Annotated in this window: 18 protein-coding genes; all 18 read right to left on the minus strand. The window is 54.3% G+C overall.

Going from position 1 to position 19703, the window contains the following annotated elements; genetic code table 11:
* Position 1 precedes the first annotated feature (1 nt).
* Positions 2-1012: an anthranilate phosphoribosyltransferase gene (trpD, locus tag B5E77_RS04450; protein WP_087164172.1), complete on the minus strand. Its 1011-nt coding sequence runs from the start codon at positions 1010-1012 to the stop codon at positions 2-4.
* Positions 1005-1583, minus strand: a complete 579-nt coding sequence (locus B5E77_RS04455) for an anthranilate synthase component II (protein WP_087164173.1) — start codon at positions 1581-1583, stop codon at positions 1005-1007. The genes trpD and B5E77_RS04455 overlap by 8 nt, the downstream gene beginning before the upstream one ends.
* Positions 1580-3109, minus strand: a complete 1530-nt coding sequence (locus B5E77_RS04460) for an anthranilate synthase component I family protein (protein ID WP_087164264.1) — start codon at positions 3107-3109, stop codon at positions 1580-1582. Before B5E77_RS04460 ends, B5E77_RS04455 begins: the two co-directional genes overlap by 4 nt.
* A gap of 482 nt (positions 3110-3591) precedes the next feature.
* Positions 3592-5661 (minus strand): glycoside hydrolase family 13 protein, encoded by a 2070-nt coding sequence (locus B5E77_RS04470; protein WP_242963608.1) that lies wholly within the window; start codon positions 5659-5661, stop codon positions 3592-3594.
* Positions 5662-6044: 383 nt separating this feature from the next.
* Complete coding sequence (ftsH, locus tag B5E77_RS04475) at positions 6045-7841, minus strand: ATP-dependent zinc metalloprotease FtsH (protein ID WP_204248017.1); 1797 nt, start codon at positions 7839-7841, stop codon at positions 6045-6047.
* A gap of 62 nt (positions 7842-7903) precedes the next feature.
* Positions 7904-8431, minus strand: coding sequence for a hypoxanthine phosphoribosyltransferase (gene hpt, locus B5E77_RS04480; protein WP_087164175.1), 528 nt, complete (start codon positions 8429-8431; stop codon positions 7904-7906).
* The gene (tilS, locus tag B5E77_RS04485; protein WP_087164176.1) at positions 8424-9872 is read right to left on the minus strand and encodes a tRNA lysidine(34) synthetase TilS; all 1449 of its coding nucleotides are present in this window, start codon (positions 9870-9872) and stop codon (positions 8424-8426) included. Before tilS ends, hpt begins: the two co-directional genes overlap by 8 nt.
* 78 nt (positions 9873-9950) lie before the next feature.
* A complete protein-coding gene (locus tag B5E77_RS04490; protein ID WP_087164177.1) occupies positions 9951-11381 on the minus strand; it encodes a SpoIIE family protein phosphatase in 1431 nt (476 codons plus the stop codon).
* 283 nt (positions 11382-11664) lie between these two features.
* A complete protein-coding gene (locus B5E77_RS04495; protein ID WP_087164178.1) occupies positions 11665-11970 on the minus strand; it encodes a septum formation initiator family protein in 306 nt (101 codons plus the stop codon).
* The gene (gene yabQ / locus B5E77_RS04500; RefSeq protein WP_087164179.1) at positions 11967-12326 is read right to left on the minus strand and encodes a spore cortex biosynthesis protein YabQ; all 360 of its coding nucleotides are present in this window, start codon (positions 12324-12326) and stop codon (positions 11967-11969) included. The genes B5E77_RS04495 and yabQ overlap by 4 nt, the downstream gene beginning before the upstream one ends.
* Before the next feature lie 2 nt (positions 12327-12328).
* Positions 12329-12613 carry a sporulation protein YabP gene (gene yabP, locus B5E77_RS04505; RefSeq protein WP_204248014.1) on the minus strand — a complete coding sequence of 95 codons (285 nt, stop codon included), beginning with the start codon at positions 12611-12613 and terminating at the stop codon, positions 12329-12331.
* Between the two features lie 73 nt (positions 12614-12686).
* Positions 12687-12926, minus strand: a complete 240-nt coding sequence (locus B5E77_RS04510) for an RNA-binding S4 domain-containing protein (RefSeq protein WP_087164181.1) — start codon at positions 12924-12926, stop codon at positions 12687-12689.
* Positions 12927-12929: 3 nt separating this feature from the next.
* Complete coding sequence (locus B5E77_RS04515) at positions 12930-13202, minus strand: HU family DNA-binding protein (RefSeq protein WP_087164182.1); 273 nt, start codon at positions 13200-13202, stop codon at positions 12930-12932.
* A 157-nt stretch (positions 13203-13359) separates the two neighbouring features.
* Positions 13360-13791 (minus strand): MazG family protein, encoded by a 432-nt coding sequence (locus B5E77_RS04520; protein ID WP_087164183.1) that lies wholly within the window; start codon positions 13789-13791, stop codon positions 13360-13362.
* A gap of 101 nt (positions 13792-13892) precedes the next feature.
* A complete protein-coding gene (locus tag B5E77_RS04525; RefSeq protein ID WP_087164184.1) occupies positions 13893-15575 on the minus strand; it encodes a phospho-sugar mutase in 1683 nt (560 codons plus the stop codon).
* 145 nt (positions 15576-15720) lie between these two features.
* Entirely contained in the window at positions 15721-16734 is a 1014-nt protein-coding gene (locus B5E77_RS04530) for a phosphotransferase (protein ID WP_087164185.1), read from the minus strand.
* 25 nt (positions 16735-16759) lie between these two features.
* The gene (locus tag B5E77_RS04535; RefSeq protein WP_087164186.1) at positions 16760-18100 is read right to left on the minus strand and encodes a CCA tRNA nucleotidyltransferase; all 1341 of its coding nucleotides are present in this window, start codon (positions 18098-18100) and stop codon (positions 16760-16762) included.
* Between the two features lie 66 nt (positions 18101-18166).
* Positions 18167-19606, minus strand: coding sequence for a proline--tRNA ligase (gene proS / locus B5E77_RS04540; protein WP_087164187.1), 1440 nt, complete (start codon positions 19604-19606; stop codon positions 18167-18169).
* Positions 19607-19703: the final 97 nt, after the last annotated feature.

A 19703-nucleotide genomic window follows, 5' to 3' on the forward strand; every position in this document is an offset into this window, starting at 1 on the left:
GTCACGCTGCGCTTTCCCTGATAAATTCCTCCAGCTTGGCAAGGGCCGCTCCGCTGTCGATAAGGCCTTCCGCCATGCGGACGCCCTGCTCCATCGTTTCCGACTTTCCTGCGATATAGAGGGCCGCGCCAGCGTTCAGGCAGACCGCGCAGCGTTTTGCGCCCTTGTCGGCTCCATTCAGGATCGCCCGCGTGATCGCCGCGTTTTCCTCCGGCAGTCCTCCCTGGAGCTCTCCCTTTTCGCATCGGGTATATCCAAACTGTTCCGGCGTCAGCTCGTAGGACTGGAACCATCCGTCCCGGATTTCACATACTGAGGTCGGCGCGCACATGGAAATCTCATCCAGCTTATCCTGCCCGTAGACCACCATGCCCCGCTTTACTCCCAGCTTCATCATGACCTGGGCCAGCGGCTCCACCAGCATATCGTCGAAGACACCCATCAGCTCCATGTTGGCTCCCGCCGGATTGCTTAACGGCCCCAGGATATTGAATACCGTCCGGATTCCCAGCTCCCTGCGGATCGGCGCCACATACTTCATCGCGATGTGGTAATTCTGCGCAAACAGAAAGCAGAGATTGATTTTTCTCAGGAGCTCAGCGCTCTTTTCAGGAGGAATCGTAATCTTCACTCCCAGCGCCTCCAGCACGTCTGCCGCCCCGCACTTCGATGACGCGGCCCGGTTGCCGTGCTTCGCCACCGGGACGCCGCCCGCCGCGATTACCATGGAGGCAGTCGTGGAAATATTGAAGGAGTTCGATCCGTCTCCGCCTGTTCCCACGATCTCCAGCACATCCAGGTCGTGGAGCAGCTTCACACAGTGGGCCCGCATGCCTGCTGCCGACGCCGTGATCTCGTCGATCGTCTCTCCCTTCAGAGAGAGCGCCGTCAGGTAGGACGCCATCTGTACCGGCGACGCTTCCCCGCCCATGATTTCATTCATTACCGCTTCCGCCTCCTGATAGGTCAGATCCTTTTTCTCTGCCAGCTTTAAAATTGCCTCTTTAATCATTTTTCACTGCCTCCATAAAATTTTTCATTATTGCTTTTCCGTCCGGCGTCATCACCGATTCCGGATGGAACTGCACGCCGAATACAGGATATGCCGTATGCTCCACTGCCATGACCTCCCCGTCCTCCGACCAGGCCGTTACCCGCAGCTCCTTCGGGAGAGTATCCGGATCTGCCGCCAGCGAATGATAGCGGGCCGCCGGAAACGGGGAGGAGATTCCCCGGAAAAGCCGGCTTTCCTTTTCCGGATATACAAGCCTCTGTTTCCCGTGCATCAGCTCCTTCGCATAGGATACCGTTCCGCCAAAGGCCTCACAAATGGCCTGATGGCCCAGGCAGACGCCCAGGATCGGGATCCTCCCCGCAAAGCGGCGGACAGCCGGTATGCAGACGCCTGCGTGCTCCGGCCTGCCTGGGCCCGGCGAGAGAAGCAGAGCCTCCGGCTTCATGCTTTCGATTTCCTCCGGCGTGCAGGCGTCATTTCTTATCACCCGGATATCCGGCTCCAGAGAGCCTGCAAGCTGATACAGGTTATAGGAAAAGCTGTCGTAGTTGTCAATCAAAAGTATCATATGAGTCCCTCCTGTGCCTGTTCGATCGCATTTACCACGGCCCTGGCCTTATTGCAGCATTCCTCGAACTCCTTTTCCGGATCGCTGTCCGCAACGATCCCCGCGCCGGAACGGATGCAGATTTCTCCGTTTTTCCGGTAGACCAGGCGGATCGCGATGCAGGTATCCAGGTTCCCGGCAAAATCCAGGTAGCCGACGGCCCCTCCGTAGACGCCTCTCGGGGAATGCTCCAGCTCCTCGATAATCTGGCAGGCCCGGAATTTCGGCGCTCCGGAAAGGGTTCCTGCCGGGAGCACAGCGTCCACTGCGCCTACCGCGTCCTTATCCTCCCTGATCTGCCCGCTCACGGTGGAGCCCAGATGCATTACATGAGAATATTTCTCCACGCTCAGATAGCTTTCCACCTTCACCGATCCGGTTCTGCTTATTTTCCCGAGGTCATTGCGTCCCAAATCCACCAGCATATTGTGCTCTGCCAGTTCTTTTTCGTCCTGCAGAAGCTCCTGCTCCAGCCGCCGGTCTTCCTCTCTGGTCCTGCCCCTCGGCCTGGTTCCCGCCAGCGGGAAGGTACGCAAGGTCTGTCCCTCCAGCTTCACCAGCGTCTCGGGCGAAGCGCCCGCAATCTCAATATCGTCACTGGAAAAATAAAACATATAGGGCGAGGGGTTGCTGGCTCTTAAAGCCCGGTAGGTATCGAAAAGGCTCCCATCCGCCTTCGCCCGCATGGGATTCGAGAGCACGGCCTGGAAAATGTCTCCCTCGCGGATGTATTCCCTGGCCCGTTCTACCATGCGCCCGTATTCCTCCTTTGGAAACGCCGGCTTCAGCTCCGACTGAAGCCTGAGAGGCGGGAACTCCTTCCGCTCCCCGTTCCGTATCAGGTCCGCGAGCCGTTCCAGCCTGCGGCCGGCCTCCTCATATGCCGCTCTCAGGCTGTCCGGGGCTTCCTGGGGCTTCGGCTCTGTCCTTTCTGATGTCCCTGTTTTCACGCCTGCTGTCAGATATATCTTCTGGCGGTAGTGATCAAACGCTATCACCTCATCAAACAGCATCAGATCCATGTCCCGGAAATCCTGCCTGCCCCCGCTCTCCAGCTTCAGCTTCGGCTCGCTGTATTTGATATAGTCATAGGAAAAGTACCCGACCAGCCCGCCGGTAAAGGGCGGCAGTCCTTCCACAGCCGGACTTTTGTATTCCCGGAGAATTTCCCGGAGCGCTTCCCCGGGATGCGCTGTCCGGCGCATTTCTATCTCCTCTGTCCCGTCCGGCCCCGGCTTCCGGATGTGGAGCTCGTGGTCCGTCAGATTCAGCTCCAGGGCCGGATTACAGCCCAGAAAGGAGTACCGTCCCCAGACCTCGGTCTGGCTGGCGCTCTCCAGCAGGTAGCAGTGGCGGCTGGCTCCCCTTAAGGTACGGAGCACCTCCACCGGGGTGTACCGGTCCGCGTAGAGCTCCATCCACACCGGGATCCGCCTGTATTTTCCTGATGACGCTGTTTTTCTGACCTCTTCAAATGTGGGATGCAGTTGTATCATGATCCGTTCCTCCTTTTTCCAAGCTGTATAGGCAGATTCCGCTCCGGCTCGCTCACGGGCTTATATGCAAAAAACGCCCGTCCTGACAGATAGATCTCTATCTGTCAAGGACGAGCGTATGATTCACCCGCGGTGCCACCTTGATTCACGGCATGACCCGTGCGCTTAGCGGAATACCTTCATATTCCCGGCAACTGACGTATGCCCCACGTCGCAGAATACTCGGCTTATGACATCGCGCCCTGTACAGCATGTACTCCGCTCTCTGTCATTTTGTCTCCAGCCTTTGGCTGCGCCCTCAGCGGTCCATTTGACAATCTGCATCTCGATCCGGCTTCCACCTGACCCGGACTCTCTGTACGCGCATAACTGCCGTTACTTCCGCTTCATCGGTTTAACTGTTTACCATGTTAAATTTTCTATAAATTATCACAATTCTTATTTGTTGTCAAGAAAAATTTTATCGTTTTTTCTTACTGATAGTCCTTCCACACGGCCTCTTCGCTCTTGTAATTCAGCACTGCTGCGGAATACGGCGGCATAAAGATCTCAATCTCGCCGTTCAGAACCAGATAATATGCCTTTTCCAGCGTAAACCCGTCCTCCACGGACATGATCTGCCGGTTCATCAGCACGCCGTCCGGCGTCTCCAGGCGCCAGACCGGAAGCTCCAGCCTGCGGCCTTCTTCCGTATTGTTCAGCACTGTGACCACATAGTTTCCCTCCAGAAATCTTCCAAAGGAGATACAGCCTCCATCTGCAAACAGCCATACGCTGCAGCCCCGGCGGCAGGCCGGATTTTCCTTCCGGATCCGAATCAGCTCCTTGTGAAAGCGGATCAGCTCCCTGTCCTCATGACCCCAGGGATAGGTCCTGCGGCTGTCCGGGTCCGTAAATCCGCAGACGCCGGCTTCATCTCCGTAATAGATCGTAGGAGCTCCGTGCCAGGTCAGCATAAAGGTAACCGCCTCACGGAATACAGCCTTTGAAACGCCCTCCTCAGCCGCCCTGCTGCCCAGCTCTCCCACACGGCCCACCATATGGTTGGTCCTGGTCAGAAAACGGGAATGGTCATGGTTGGAAAGCTGGTTCATCGCTACCTGATAGGACTGTCCGTAAAAGGCCGGCGTCTTATCCTGCAGAAGCCTCAGGAAAAAGTCCGCGTTGTTCATAAGCTCCGGATGGTAGGCGTCGCTGTGCTTCTCCATACCCGTCAGATACCAGGTAACCGGCTCCATAAAGGTATCGTAATTCATCACGGAATCCCACTCGTCGCCCTGCAGCCAGGCTGAAGCGTCCCCGTAATGCTCTGCGAAAATCACCGCGTCCGGGTTCGCCTCCTTCACATTTTTCCGGAAATCCTTCCAGAATTTGTGATTGAATTCCTCGGACCAGCCCAAGTCCGCCGCCACGTCAAGCCTCCAGCCGTCCACATTGTACGGCGGAGACACCCATTTCCGCGCGATTCCCATGATATAGTCATACAGCTCCTGTGAAGTCTCATAGCTGAGCTTGGGCAGCGTATCATGTCCCCACCAGCCGTCGTAATATTTGTTGTACGGCCAGTCGTGCTTGTTGTTAAATTTAAAAAACTTCCTGTATGGACTGTCCGCAGAGATATAAGCGCCCTTCTCGTAGTCACTGTCGCCCTCATACAGACGTTCCCGGTCAAGCCATTTATTAAAGGAGCCGCAATGGTTAAATACGCCGTCCAGAAGCACGCGCATGCCTCTTTTGTGCACCTCTTCCACAAAATGAATAAAAAATTCATTGCTGGCCTCCAGGTTCTCCTTACAGACCACACGCTTGATGTACTTGGTAGCCTTTGTGTTGTCCAGCTCTCCCGGAGGCAGAAGCTCTCCGCCGTCATGCTTGATTACCGTAAAATGCGGATCGATATAGTCGTAATCCTGCGTGTCATACTTATGATTCGAAGGCGATACGAAGATCGGATTCATATAAATGACCTCGATCCCCAGATCCTGAAGGTAATCCAGCTTATCCAGAATTCCCTGAAGATCGCCGCCGTAAAAATACCGGACGTCCATAGGCTTCGGGTATTCCTCCCAATTTTCCACACGCTGTACCTGCTCTCCGATATAGCTGTACTCCCCGGTCAGCACATCATTGGACGGATCCCCGTTGCAGAAGCGGTCCACATAGATCTGGTACATCACCGCTCCCTTCGCCCACTCCGGCGTGGAAAAGCCCGGAACGATGCCGAAGGCATAGCAGCTCTGCAGATCGTCCGTCACGTTCTGCTTGTTATAGAAAAGCCTTTCATCACCGGAACGGACCTCAAAAAAGTACGGAACCAGCTCCGTTCCCACATCTATCTGTGTTTCATAATAATCAAAATATCCGCTTGAAGAAACCTTTTCCATGGGCCAGCGCGCTTCCCCGCTGATCACATATACATTATCGACATTGTCTTTTCCTGTGCGGAATCTTAAGGTCACCTGATCTCCCGGCTTTGCCTCAAGCGGTATCCGGTAAACGCCGGATTCATCCGCATAGAGCGCCTGCTGATTAATTTTTCCCATATATTCACTCTTTCTATCGTTCTCCCCTATGTTCTATTCTATACTACCTAACTATCAATTACAACCATTTTCAGAGAAAGCGTACAGGACGTGCCTGCCTTTCCATCTGGCATTCACCGAGCCTGCACGCTTTTTGTACAAAGTGAAACAGACAGCTTACGCTGTCTGTTTCAGGAGAAGGTATTTCTTTTACTTATGGGGTGTAGCAAAAACTATATAATGTATTGGGGGTTTTACGAGTATTATTATAGCATAGTTCCGGAATAAGTGTGCACAAAGTTCACAAAAAAAGCAACTTGTTTTTGTGAATAATTCACATACCATTTCCGGCATTATGACGAAATATACAAAAATCCGGCTGCAGGAACGGTAAAAACCGGTTGTCAGGCCATTTCCGGCGCATTTCCATTCTCTTCAAACAGCGCCTCAAACTCTTCCCGGGAAATCTTTTCCTTCTCCAGGAGCAGCTCTGCCGCCGCATCCAGCACCTTCCGGTTTTCCAGAATAATCTTTTTCGCCTTCTCGTAGCACTCGTCCACGATCCGCTTAATCTCAGCGTCGATCTTGCCGGCTACATCCTCCCCGTAGCCCTTGGTGTGTCCAAAATCACGCCCGATAAATACTTCCTCGTCAGAATCATAGCTGACAAGGCCAAGCTCATCGGACATGCCGTATTTCGTCACCATGGCGCGGGCCACGCGGGTCGCCTGCTTGATATCCTGGGACGCCCCTGTCGTAATATCGTCAAAGACCAGCTCCTCCGCAATGCGGCCGCCCAGGGAAACCTCGATATCCTGAAGCATCCGGCCCTTTGTATTAAACATCTCGTCCTTCTCAGGAAGCGGCATCGTATAGCCCGCGGCGCCGATGCCCGTAGGGATAATGGATACGCTGTAGACCGGTCCCACGTCCGGCAGCACATGGAACAGAATCGCATGCCCTGCCTCATGATAAGCGGTAATCCGCTTCTCCTTCTCGGATACCACGCGGCTCTTCTTCTCTGCTCCGATTCCCACCTTGACAAAGGATTTGCGGATATCCTCCTGAACGATATAAGGCCGGTCGTCCTTTGCCGCAAAGATCGCGGCTTCATTCAAAAGGTTTTCCAGATCAGCTCCAGTCATCCCGGCAGTCGTCTGGGCGATCTGCTTCAGATCCACGTCCTCAGACAGCGGCTTATTCTTTGCGTGTACCTGAAGAATCTCCTCTCTTCCACGCACATCCGGCCGGCCCACCACAATTTTTCTGTCGAAACGGCCGGGCCGCAGAATAGCCGGGTCAAGAATGTCTACCCGGTTCGTAGCTGCCATCACAATGATTCCTTCATTTACGCCGAATCCGTCCATCTCTACCAGAAGCTGGTTCAGCGTCTGCTCTCTCTCGTCATGGCCGCCGCCCATGCCGCTGCCGCGGCGTCTCGCCACCGCGTCGATCTCATCGATAAACACAATACAGGGATGGTTTCTCTTCGCGTCTGCGAACAGATCCCGGACGCGGGACGCGCCCACGCCGACAAACATTTCCACAAAATCAGAACCTGAAATGCTGAAGAACGGCACTCCCGCTTCTCCTGCCACTGCCTTTGCAAGCAGCGTCTTACCTGTTCCCGGAGGCCCCTCCAGAAGCACTCCCTTCGGAATACGCGCGCCTACGCGTACGTATTTCTCCGGAAGCTTCAGGAAATCTACAATCTCCTTGAGCTCCTCTTTTTCCTCCTGAAGACCTGCCACATCCTTAAACGTCGTGTGAATCTGCTCCTGGGTTGTCATCCTGGCGCGGCTTCTTCCGAAATCCATCATCTTTCCGCCGCTGCCGCCGTTCTGCCGGTTCAGAAAGATCATCATAACCGCCACTACGGCTACCGACACAAGCAGGGATATTCCCACAGAGCCAAACAGACTCTCCCCCCTTACCTGCGTGAACGATACGACTGCCCCGCTCTGCTGAAGCAGCTCTCTGGCTTCCACAGTATCCGGCACATTTATCTGGCGCTCCGCTCCATCCTTCATGGTCAGGCGGACCGTTCCTGTAGGCACAGCCTCAGACTGCTGAATCACCGCGCTTACGACCTGCCCATTCTCCACGTCTGTCTCAAACTGATCATAGGTATACACATTGCCCATATCCATGTTTGCAATCCACCGTGCAAAAAACAGAAGCGCAATCATCAAAAGAAGCATGGACAGTCCTGATACCCGAAATTGTCTGCTGTTCAAATCCTTTCCTCCGTTACCCTTTCTCTCTAATCCACAAATTCTATCACACCGATATAGGGAAGATTCCGGTACTTCTGATCGTAATCCAGTCCGTATCCCACCACGAACTCATCCGGAATCTGGAAGCCGGTGAACTCCACATCCACATCCACGACTCTCCGGGAAGGCTTATCCAGAAGCGTACAGAGTGTCATAGTTTTGGGACTTCTCTGCGCCAGCAGCTTTACCAGATGATTCAGCGTTCTTCCGGAATCAATAATATCCTCCACGATAATGACATTCTTGCCCTGAAGCGGCTCGTCCAGGTCCTTGCTCAGGCGCACCACTCCGCTGGATTTGGTCTCTGCGCCGTAGCTCGATACCTGCATGAAATCTATGGTCACGGGAACTGTAATCCTCTTTGCCAGCTCGCAGACAAAGAACACGCTTCCCTTTAAAATACAGATCAGATGAACTGCTTCCCCCTCAAATTTCTCACTGATTTTCCTGCCCAGCTCTCTGATTTTGGCGTCTACCTCTTCCTCCGAAATCATCACTCTGATTTTCTCAGCCATTTTCTTCTCCTCCATCGATTTGTACTTTCAGGATTCTTTCCGTATCGTCCGTCACCTTATAGCCTTCGCTGATTCGATGTCCCGGAATCCAGACAATATGGGACCCGTCTGCAAGCAGGCGCAGGCGCTCCCGTTCCGAAGCCGGTATTTTTTCATCCACCAGATACGCCTTCAGCTTCTTTCTGCCGTGCTCTCTGTTGATCTCCAGGTAATCTCCCGGCCGTCTTCCCCGTATTTCCAGACATTTTTTTATTTTATCATAGTCAAACCATTTCGTATATGTTTTTTGAGGAATAATTTGATCTTTTTGCGCTTTTTCAAGGGAAAAGCGCCAGGTCTTCCCGCCGATCGTAAGGCTTCCGGGAATCCTGGGGCGCAGTGCCTGTTCTGCGGCCGCACCGGCCGTACCCGTACCGGTTCCGCCTTCCCCGCCGGGCGCCTCCTGCGTTCCCCTTCCTGCTTCCGTCCGGGATTTTTTTTCTATCCGGAGCCCCTGGTACTCCCTTCGGGCGCTCCGCCCTCCCGGCAGATCCGCCCTGCTTCCCGTCTGCTTTTCCATAAGCTCCCGGAGAATCCGGATATGAATCCGCTCTACATCCTTCAGTCCTCCTGCCGTCTCCATGCAGCGGCGGAGCAGCCGGTCCTGCAGAACAGGATCGAGAAGCCGGTAGCCGGACTCAAAAAGAAAGCAGCCGTTCTCCTCTTCCCGGACGCACAGCCGGAAGGCCTCTTCTGTCTTTCGCCTCAAAAAGCCTTCTATCTCTGAGAGCTCCTGCGCAGCCTCCGCCACATGGCGCCCGGCCTGGGGATTGACATGGGCTTGAGCCCAGGGAAGAAGCTCGCCCCGAATCCGGTTTCTCATATACTCGCTGCTCTCATTGCTGCTGTCCGTCCTCCAGGAGTGTCCCTCCCCCCGGAGCCATTCCAGAATTTCATCCCGGCAGACGCAAAGAAGGGGCCGGATCACATCGCCCCTCACAGGCTCCATGCCGCTAAGGCCCCGGATGCCAGCCCCCCTGAACAGATGAAAGAGGACGGTTTCTGCCTGATCGTCCATGTGGTGCGCCACAGCGATCCGGGCGCCGCCAAGCTCCGAAGCGGCCTCCCGGAAGGCTTCGTAGCGGCAGAGCCGCCCTGCTTCCTCCAGGGTAAGCCTTTCCCGGGCTGCGCGCTCTCTCACATCATACGAAAAGACCCTCAGAGGAATCTGCTCCCGGGCGCAGAGCTCCCGGACAAAGCTCTCGTCGCCATCTGCCTCTGCTCCACGGAGCCCGTGATGAACATGGACCGCAGAAAGCCTGGCTCCAAGCTCCCGGCAGATATCCTTCAGCAGAAAAAGCAGGCAGACGGAATCCGGGCCGCCCGATACGCCTGCCGCCACATTTTCTCCCGGCCGAATCATCTGATGCTCCTTGATATATGCCTGTACACGTTCCCGCATGCCTTTTTGCTTCCTTTCCTGCCCTTTTCCTGCCGGCGGCAATTCTGCATTTAGTATACAGGCTTTTCTTTCCGGAAGTCAATACTTTACAAGCCCCATGACGAGCACTGTCATATCGTCCGAAGGCTCCTTTTCCCGGTACTGGCGGACCCTTCCCAGAATATAGGCCGCAAGCTCGGAGGGATTTCCCGTATCATGCTCCATGATGATGTCCTTCATCATGCTTTCCTGGTGGGCCGCCGGAAGCGCGTCCAGTACACCATCCGTCACCATAATCACCATATCGCCGGCATACAGCTTTTTGCTGGCGCAGTCTGGCTCCAGCTTGTGAAACACCCCTGCCGGAAGGCTCGTGGACGAGATCGTCTCCACCCAGTTGTCCCTGCGGATAAACGTCGTAGACGCCCCCACCTTCAAAAATTCACACACGCCGGTATACAGATCCAGCGAAGCGATATCAATGGTAGAAAATACCTGGGCGTCTGAACGCACAATCAGCGCAGAATTGATCATACGCACTGCCGTCTCCTTGGAGAATCCGGCTTCCAGAAACTGCTCCAGAAGATCGATCACCAGCTCACTTTCCCGGTAGGCCGTGATTCCCGAACCCATTCCGTCCGAAAGGGCCCCGATGAACTGCCCTTCCCGGCAGCACCGCAGAGAAAAATTGTCCCCCGAGATCCGTTCCTTTCCCTTCACCGCCTTCTCCACGCCGTACAATACCTGAAAATTCGTGCGCTCCACAAAAAGTACGGTAACCTTTTCACTTCCCACAAAAGCACGGCTGTCCCTGGCCGGCATCATTGCTTTCTTCATAAGCCTGGTCAGCGCTGCGGCAATGTCTTTGACCGCTACGCATTTACGCCTCCTGGTATTCATCGTCAGGTAGACCTCCTGGCGTCTGTGCTCCTCGCAGTACACCAGCACGGAATGGACCGAGAGTCCCATCGCTTTCAGCTTTTTCCTCAGGTGCTCTTCCAGATCCTCGTCGCTTTTCGTATCCCAGGCATGCTCCACGGTGTCAGTCATAATCTGAGCCATTTCATTCAGCTGCGCGGCCATAGCCTCCCTGTTTTCCTCCAGCCTGGTATTCCACAAAAGCTTCATCTTCGCCGGCGCGTCCAGCACTGCAGCCCCGTCCTCCGGATGAAGCTCTGCTTCCCTTTCGCTTTCCGGGGCCCTTTTGGCTGAAAGGCCGGTAAAGCTCTGTGCCAGGCTTCGGAAAGCCTCCTCATACTCCCGTACTCTTGCGCGGGCCGGGCTCAGATGGCCCCCCAGCTCTCCCTCCTGCGCCGGCAGCGGGCGAAGCAGCCATTCCATGATGCTGCCGCAGATAACCGTCAGCGAGCATACCAGCAGTCCCTGGGCCGCGCCCAGAATAACCGCGTAGTCCTGTTCCATCTGAAACATTCCCACGCCGATCTGCATGGCTGCCACGCAGGCTCCGGCTGTAATGCCGTACAGCCAGCCCCAGCTTCCGTTTTTTTGCTGTTCCTCTTCCCTCTTCATTTTCCAAGTCCTCCTAATCTTCTGTGTGTGTCTGTGTGATTGGGTATTATAGAGGACGGAAAACAAATAATTTGTCAAACCATAGAATCAAAGACTGGAAATTTTAGACATTTTAGGACATAGAATCCGCTTTAAGAGCTTGAGACAAAAAAAACGAAGCTTACGCTTCACGACAATTCTCTCCTTCATAAATTCCGCGCGCCCTGTATCGGCAAAAGCGCCGGCGTGCGCGGGCTGTATGCCCTGCACGCCGGCGCCAAAGCCGCTTAAAAGCTATTCCCGGCTATTCCTCCGCCTTAAAAAGAATCTCATCCTCATAGACCAGTCCCAGCCGCTCCTTGGCGACCTCTTCCACATACTTTTTGGTCTGAACATATTTCTTAAGCTCCTCGATCTCCTCAGTTCTCTCCTCTTCCTCGGAAATCTGGGCCAGAAGCTCCTCTTCCTGCTGCTGGTACGTCTCATTTTTCTGCTGGAGCCGGAGCTTCCCGAAAGAAGCCACAAGCAGCAGACAGAAAACCGCCGCCAGAACCAGACGAAATTCCATGCGCTTTTTCCGCTTCATCACGCGCCGCGTCTTTGTGGTCATGACTTCTTTCCTCCCTGGGTAGACTTTGAGCTCATTATACCTCTTTTAACTGAATTATGCAATTTCTTTCTCACTTTTTTTAAAAGCTTTTCTAATTGCAAACACAATAACATGCCTAAAACGACTGCTGCGATGGCAAACCCCCGGATCGCCCCGCTGTTTTCCTGGTAAAGCATCCGGAAAATCAAAACGCCGCAGGCCAGCCAGTACAAAATGTCCTCCACAGCCAGAGCTGCCGTCCCGTGGGAGACCAGGCGCCGGAAAATACGGATCAGGTCATAGACCAGGGCAAGAAACATTCCCCACAGAAACGCCCGGACAAAAAACTGCAGCTCCAGCAGGATCTCCCCGCTCATCTCTATTTAAACAGGCGGCCCAGAAGAGACGCGCCCGTCTTGTGAAAGTCCGTAACCTCCGAATAAGCCATGCTGTCGATTCTCCCCTCGATATCCACCTCGCCCTTTTCCAGTGTCAGGCGGTTTACATGGAGATCCGCGCCCTTTATCGTCAGCATCCCCTGCTCTGTCTCCAGCAGAATCTCTGCAATGTCAAAGGAAATCACGTCTGTTACGCCGCTTACAGTACCTGTCCTTCTATTGTTCAGCAAAAGCTTATGCGCCTTTGCATACTGCTTTTCCTCCACAAAAAGACCTCCTAACATATTTAATCTATTATTAAATATATTAGAAGGTCTTACTTTTTATGTCTTATGTGACTCAAAGATATCGGTACAGCTCTTTTGCTTCCTCCTTGCGTACAGTCTCCTGCACGTTCAGAACCTCTACCTTGACGGCCTTGCTTCCGAACTGTATCTCTATCACGTCCCCTTCCTTGACATTCACCGAAGCCTTGGCTGTCTTGCCGTTCACCAGAACCCGTCCGGCATCGCAGGCCTCATTCGCCACAGTTCTCCGTTTAATCAGGCGGGAAATCTTTAAATATTTATCAAGGCGCATAGATTAGTTCAGAGCGTCCTTCAGTGCCTTGCCGGCTGTGAACTTCGGAGACTTGGAAGCCTTGATCTGCATGGTCTCGCCAGTCTGCGGATTTCTTCCCTCTCTTGCGGCTCTCTCAGATACCTTGAAGGTACCGAAGCCTACCAGCTGAATCTGCTCACCCTTCTTCAGCTCCTCTGCCACTACGTCAGTGAAAGCCTTCAGCGCCTTCTCTGCGTCCTTCTTGGATAACTCGCTCTTTTCTGCAATAGCAGCAACTAATTCCATTCTGTTCATTCGGATAATTCCTCCTATCAAAAATACTTCTTCTTTGTTTCGATGATATGTCTGTGTGTGCGTTCTCCATATCTTCTTTCCTATTTATACCCGTTTACCGTACGTTTGTCAAGGAGTTTCCCTCATTTTTTGGCGCCGCTTCGGACATATGAAAAAATTACCAGCTGTTTTCCGAAGCCTTCTGCTTTTTCCTGCGCTCCTTTTCTTCCTTCTCCTGCCGTTTTACAGCCTCCCAGCTGGCCAGGCCCTCTTCCGCAGTCAATGCCTTCTGATCGCCGAACACATGAGGATGGCGGCGCACCAGCTTGTGGGCCAGCATGTCCACCACATCCTCTATCGTAAACCGCTGCTCCTCCGCCGCGATCTGGCTGTGCATCAGCACCTGCAGCAGCACGTCGCCCAGCTCCTCGCAGAGATTCTCATCGTCCTTCTTCTCGATTGCCTGCACGACCTCTTCGCACTCTTCCCTGAGGCATTTGATCATGCTTTCATGGGTCTGCTTCCGGTCCCAGGGGCAGCCATGCTCGCTTCGAAGCTCTGCCACGATATCCAGAAGCTCTTCATAGGTATATCTTTTTTCCTGTTCCATCCTTTTCATCCACCTTTTAACGCCGGCGTACCAGGGCAGCCTTTTTGGCTTTCCCTGATATGCCGGCGCTTTCTGCCTTTTTCTTGAAATGATCTGTCTTTTTATGCAAGCATCGGCTTCAGCGCTTCCGCCAGCTTATCCTTCTGTGCCTGTGCCTCCTCCAGAGTCCTGCCCAGAGTCGTAAAGTACGTCTTGATCTTCGGCTCTGTTCCTGACGGACGGATGATTACCTCAGCTCCTCCATCCAGCTTGTAGGTCAGCACATTCGCCGCCGGAAGCCCGGTCTCCTCCGTATTCTTATAATCGGTCGCCTTTACCACCCGGCAGCCGCCGATCTCCGCAGGCGGATTTTTCCGTAAGCCTTCCATAATCCCGGCCATCTTGTCCATACCGGACAGACCCGGAAACTCAAAGCTGTCTACCTTATTCAGATAGCGTCCGTATTTCTCATAGATCTCTTCCAGCCTCTGCTTGATGGAAGAACCGATGCTTCTGTAATATGCCGCCATCTCGCAGATCAGCATGGAACCGATGATAGCGTCCTTGTCGCGCACATAGGGGCCTGCCAGATATCCGTAGCTCTCCTCAAAACCAAAGATAAAGCGGTCTACCTCGCCTGCTGCCTCCAGCTGCGCAATCTGATCTCCGATCCACTTAAATCCGGTCAGTACTCCCCGGAGCTCTACGCCGTAGTTCTCCGCCACCGCATCTGCCAGCGGGGTAGATACGATGGATTTCACCGCCACCGGATTCTTCGGCATCGTGCCGTTCTCGATACGTCCGGCGCAGATATAGTCCAGCAGCAGAACGCCCATCTCATTTCCGGATACCAGCTCATAGCTTCCGTCCGGACACTTCATCGCGATTCCCACGCGGTCAGCGTCCGGGTCGGTGGCAAGCATCAGATCGGCGCCGCATTTTTCTGCCAGCTCAAGGCCAAGCTTCAGCGCCTCAAAAATCTCCGGATTCGGGTAGGGGCAGGTCGGGAAATTGCCGTCCGGCTTCTCCTGCTCCGGAACAATGGTAACATCTGTAATACCGATATCCTTCAGCACCCGCATAACCGGAACCAGACCCGATCCGTTCAGCGGAGAATATACCAGCTTCAGTCCTGCTGTTTTGCAGATTCCCGGACGCACGCTGCGTGCCTCGATCGCTGCATAAAGCGCTTCCTTGCAGTCGTCGCCTACATACTCGATGAGTCCCTGCGCCTGGCCCTCCTCGAAGCTCATCAGCTTCGCGCCGGTCAGAATATCTGTCTTCTGAATCTCCGCATAGACGATATCAGCCGCCTCATCTGTCATCTGGCAGCCGTCCGGGCCATAGGCCTTATATCCGTTATATTTGGCAGGATTATGGGATGCAGTCACCATAACGCCTGCATTCGCCTTATAATAACGCGTCGCAAAGCTCAGAGCCGGAACCGGCATCAGAGCATCATAAATACGTACCTTAATTCCGTTTGCCGCCAGCACGCAGGCTGCAGTCCTTGCAAACACATCGCTGTTAATCCGGCTGTCATAGCTTATCGCCACCAGCTGGTTTCCCCCCTGGGTCTTTACCCAGTTTGCCAGCCCCTGAGTCGCCTGACGCACCACATAAATATTCATGCGGTTTGTTCCTGCGCCCAGCACGCCGCGCAGACCCGCCGTTCCGAATTTCAGGGCCACCGCAAAACGATCCTTGATCTCGTCTTCCTTCCCCTGAATCGACTCCAGCTCTTCCTTCAGAGCCGGGTCCTCCAGATCTGCTTCCATCCAACGCCTGTAGTCATCCATGTACATATTTTTTGCACCTCACCCTTCCATAATTCCGGGCTGCCGTGGACTATCCTGTCTGTACTCCTCCAAATCCGCGCCTCCGGCGGCGATCCCGGTCTTTTTTCATTGTAAAATGTTTATAGTTAAAAGTCAATGAAATATGCCCGGTTCATGAAAAACTTACACAAAACAGGCCCCGGATCATCCGCTTCCTTTTCTCCTCCTGGGCCAGAAATACCTCCAGCTTTTCTGTGCTCTTTTCCGGCACCCAGGCCTTGCTGGTATTATAATAATGGTGGATCAGCTTCCATACCTTTTCCGGATAATACAGGCTGACCGCCAGATAAAGCCGTTCCTGCTCCGACAGCGGCTGCTCCCTTTCATAAGCCGAAAGCATGCGGGCTGCAAGCCCTTCATTCCAATTCTGCTTTTCCATGATTTTTCTTAAGAAAAGGCAGATATCTCCCACCTGTACATTGATTTCGAAGCGCTGGAAATTTACCACAGCCGTTTCCTGACGGCTGATCAGGATATTATGATGAATATATTCCCCATGGCAGATGTGCTCCTCCTGGCAGGCGCGCTCGTAGAGCGCGCCTGCTCCGTCAGCCTCCAGCCTTTCCTGCGCCAGCCGCCCGTCCCGAAGGACGCCCTCCGCGCATTTTAAAAACAGAAGCTCAAAGCTTCCTTTTCTGTGCCTGTTCCGGATAAAATTCTGTGCCCGGCGGAGCTCACGGTTCCGTTTTTCCAGCTCCCGGCACTGTCCTGTTCCGGTCATGCGCCGTTTGTCCTCTGCGGATATGGCCGCCGCTTCCGGCAGACCCCGGAGAACCCGATGAATCCGGGCCAGCGTCCGCATGCTGCGCAGAAGCTCCTCTTCGTTTTTCGGATCGCATTCCCGGCCCGGAGGCCAGTTTTTCAGAATATACGGCGTATCGTACTCTCCGACAGAGATCAGGCTTCCTTCCCGGTTCGGAACCACCCGGTCTGTCCTGCAGACCCCCTGCTCCTCCAGCCGTTTCAGCAGCTCCTGCTCACAGGGGAGCTTATGTCTGGAGCCTGCAAATTCCTTCAACAATTTCAGTCCCCTGTCGGTCTCCAGCATCAGGCTTCCGCGGCCGCCGAAGCTCTTCTGAAGACAGATATCATACTGCTCTAAAATTTGCAGTCCCTTTTCGTTCACACAAATCCCCCCGTTCCTTTCAAATCTATGAAGAAACGGGGGGTATTATTCTCTCCAAAAGAGATTCTTTTGTATTATATTCCGGATGCTCAATCACAAGCTCCAAAAGCTGATTCAGGGTTCTTCCAAGCTCCGGCCCCGGCTGCATTCCCGCCTCGATGAGATCCCGGCCTGTCACTGCCAGGTCCTTCAAGGAAAGGCACTGCTGAGCCTCAAGAATCTTCTGGTACATCTCCTCTATCCGGGCAAGCTCGTTCAGCTTTTCCTGGCGTACGTCCGGATTCTGCGCCATGATATCCGCCCGGCGTACCTTCAGGTAATCCGGAAACAGATCGGCCCCAATCCGGTATACGGCCCGGCGCACGCTTCGCTGCGCCGCAGCAATCTGCAGGTCGTCATGAACCTGCACCAGCCTCGCCACCCTCTTCCGGGTATCATTGTCAAATTTCAGGCGGCGCAGAATACTGCCAGCCATCTCCGCTCCCTTCTGCGCGTGGCTGTAAAAATGATCGACACCGCACTCATCCGTAGTCCGAACCGGCGGCTTTCCGATATCATGAAGGAGAACTGCCAGACGCAGCACCTTGTCAGGCTCCACGAAGGGCAGAGCGCGCAGCGTATGCTCACCCACAGACCAGCAGTGATGCGGGTTGTTCTGGGGAGTATCCATGCAAGCGTCAAATTCAGGCAGAATCACTGCCGAAATTCCTGTTTCCCAGACCACACGGAATACCTCCGGATGAGAGGATGTAAGAAGCTTCACAAGCTCTGTCTGGATCCGTTCCGCGCTGACCTTCCAAAGACGGGGCGCAAACTCGGAAAGCGCCGCCCTCGTCTTTTCCTCTATCGTAAAATCCAACTGGGCGGAAAAGCGCACAGCCCTCAAAATCCGCAGCGCATCCTCCGTGAATCTCTCCCTCGGATCGCCCACGCAGCGAATCCGCCTGCGCTCCAGATCCTCCAGGCCGCCGAAGGCGTCCACAAGGCCCTCCTTCTCATTATATGCCATGGCATTGACTGTAAAGTCCCGGCGCTTCAGATCCTCCAGAAGGCTGGGCGTAAACGTCACCCTGTCAGGATGGCGGCCGTCCAGATACTCGCCGTCGATCCGGTAGGTCGTCACCTCAAAGCCTTCCTTTCCCTGCATCACCGTCACGGTTCCATGCTGGAGTCCAGTATCCAGCGTTCTCGGAAAGAGCGCCTTCACCTGCGAAGGCAGCGCGTTCGTCGTAATGTCCCAGTCCGCCGCGTCCCGCCCCAGAATAGCATCCCGGACGCAGCCGCCCACCACGTAGGCCTCAAAGCCGGCTTCCGTGAGGACTGAAATAATATGGCTTGCTTTTTCCGGGATCTGAATCTGGGGCATGGAGCGTTTCCTTTCCGAAATGGATTCTCTACTGATTATTCTATTGGTTCTTCTATGGCCCTTGCCTTAGTACGCCTTGCCCCAGTAAACCATGGCCTTCGCAGGCTTTCCGCAGCAGACGCATACGTCTGAAAGCTTCTCCTGCTTAAAGGGCATGCAGCGGGCAGTGGCTGTAGTATCTTCCTTAATCTTATCCTCGCAGGCCTGATCGCCGCACCACATAGCACGCACAAAGCCCGGCTTTTCATTGATGGTCTTCACAAACTCCTCATAGGTCAGCGCGTCATAGGTGTGCGCGTCTCTGTGAGCCCGCGCGCGCTCCAGCATATCCTTCTGCATGGTATCCAGCACCTCTGCCAGCTTCGCGGACAGCTTATCAAGAGAAACCACGATCTTCTCGCGGGTATCGCGGCGCACGATCACTGCCTGATTCGCCTCGATATCCTTCGGTCCGATCTCAATGCGGACCGGAATGCCCTTCATCTCCTGCTCAGAGAATTTCCATCCCGGGCTCTTGTCAGAATCATCCACCTTAACTGTAAAGCCGGCCTTCAGAAGCTCAGACTTAATCTCATAGGCTTTATCCAGCACACCCTCCTTGTGCTGGGCGATCGGGATCACCATCACCTGGGTCGGCGCGATCCGCGGCGGCAGAACCAGGCCGCTGTTGTCTCCATGCACCATAATGATCGCACCGATCATACGGGTCGTCATACCCCAGGAGGTCTGATGCACATACTGGAGTGTATTATCCTTTGCCGTATACTGAATGCCGAAGGCCTTCGCAAAGCCGTCGCCGAAATTATGGCTGGTTCCTGACTGAAGCGCCTTGCCATCATGCATCAGAGACTCGATCGTGTAGGTCGCCTCTGCTCCCGCGAATTTCTCCTTGTCCGTCTTGCGTCCGCGAATCACCGGAATCGCCAGAACCTCCTCACAGAAGTCCGCATACACGTTCAGCATCTGCTGCGTACGCTCCTCTGCCTCCTCTGCAGTCGCGTGAGCCGTATGTCCTTCCTGCCACAGGAACTCTCTGGAGCGCAGGAACGGACGCGTGGTCTTCTCCCACCGCACGACAGAACACCACTGATTATATACCTTCGGCAGATCCCGGTAGGACTGGATCTCCTTCGCGTAGAAATCACAGAACAGAGTCTCCGAGGTAGGACGCACGCACATACGCTCCTGCAGCGCTTCCGCGCCTCCATGAGTCACCCAGGCCACCTCCGGAGCAAAGCCCTCTACGTGATCCTTTTCCTTCTGAAGCAGGCTTTCCGGAATAAACATAGGCAGATAAACGTTCTCCACGCCCGTCTCCTTAAACCGCCTGTCCAGCTCCTTCTGAATATTTTCCCAAATCGCATAGCCTGCCGGCTTGATTACCATGCAGCCCTTTACGCTTGTATAATCTGTCAGCTCCGCTTTTTTTACAACATCCGTATACCACTGGGCGAAATCCACATCCATCGATGTAATCTCTTCCACCAGTTTCTTCTCCTTCGCCATTTTCTCTCTCCTCTCGCCGCCCCGGGGCAGAATTTTCTATCATTGAGACTGCCCGTCAACAGGGCGTATCTTCTAGTTATTCTATCGCCCCGGCACA

Origin of the sequence: Lachnoclostridium sp. An131 (assembly GCF_002160825.1) — a bacterium.
Taxonomy (GTDB): domain Bacteria; phylum Bacillota; class Clostridia; order Lachnospirales; family Lachnospiraceae; genus Laedolimicola.

Coding starts and splice junctions, on each gene's coding strand:
- trpD (WP_087164172.1), bottom strand. CDS start 1,012: ATGATTAAAGAGGCAATTTTAAAGCTGGCAGAGAAAAAGGATCTGACC.
- B5E77_RS04455 (WP_087164173.1), bottom strand. CDS start 1,583: ATGATACTTTTGATTGACAACTACGACAGCTTTTCCTATAACCTGTAT.
- B5E77_RS04470 (WP_242963608.1), bottom strand. CDS start 5,661: ATGGGAAAAATTAATCAGCAGGCGCTCTATGCGGATGAATCCGGCGTT.
- ftsH (WP_204248017.1), bottom strand. CDS start 7,841: ATGCTTCTTTTGATGATTGCGCTTCTGTTTTTTGCACGGTGGATTGCA.
- hpt (WP_087164175.1), bottom strand. CDS start 8,431: ATGGCTGAGAAAATCAGAGTGATGATTTCGGAGGAAGAGGTAGACGCC.
- tilS (WP_087164176.1), bottom strand. CDS start 9,872: ATGCGGGAACGTGTACAGGCATATATCAAGGAGCATCAGATGATTCGG.
- B5E77_RS04490 (WP_087164177.1), bottom strand. CDS start 11,381: ATGAAGAGGGAAGAGGAACAGCAAAAAAACGGAAGCTGGGGCTGGCTG.
- B5E77_RS04495 (WP_087164178.1), bottom strand. CDS start 11,970: ATGACCACAAAGACGCGGCGCGTGATGAAGCGGAAAAAGCGCATGGAA.
- yabQ (WP_087164179.1), bottom strand. CDS start 12,326: ATGAGCGGGGAGATCCTGCTGGAGCTGCAGTTTTTTGTCCGGGCGTTT.
- B5E77_RS04510 (WP_087164181.1), bottom strand. CDS start 12,926: ATGCGCCTTGATAAATATTTAAAGATTTCCCGCCTGATTAAACGGAGA.
- B5E77_RS04515 (WP_087164182.1), bottom strand. CDS start 13,202: ATGAACAGAATGGAATTAGTTGCTGCTATTGCAGAAAAGAGCGAGTTA.
- B5E77_RS04520 (WP_087164183.1), bottom strand. CDS start 13,791: ATGGAACAGGAAAAAAGATATACCTATGAAGAGCTTCTGGATATCGTG.
- B5E77_RS04525 (WP_087164184.1), bottom strand. CDS start 15,575: ATGTACATGGATGACTACAGGCGTTGGATGGAAGCAGATCTGGAGGAC.
- B5E77_RS04535 (WP_087164186.1), bottom strand. CDS start 18,100: ATGCCCCAGATTCAGATCCCGGAAAAAGCAAGCCATATTATTTCAGTC.
- proS (WP_087164187.1), bottom strand. CDS start 19,606: ATGGCGAAGGAGAAGAAACTGGTGGAAGAGATTACATCGATGGATGTG.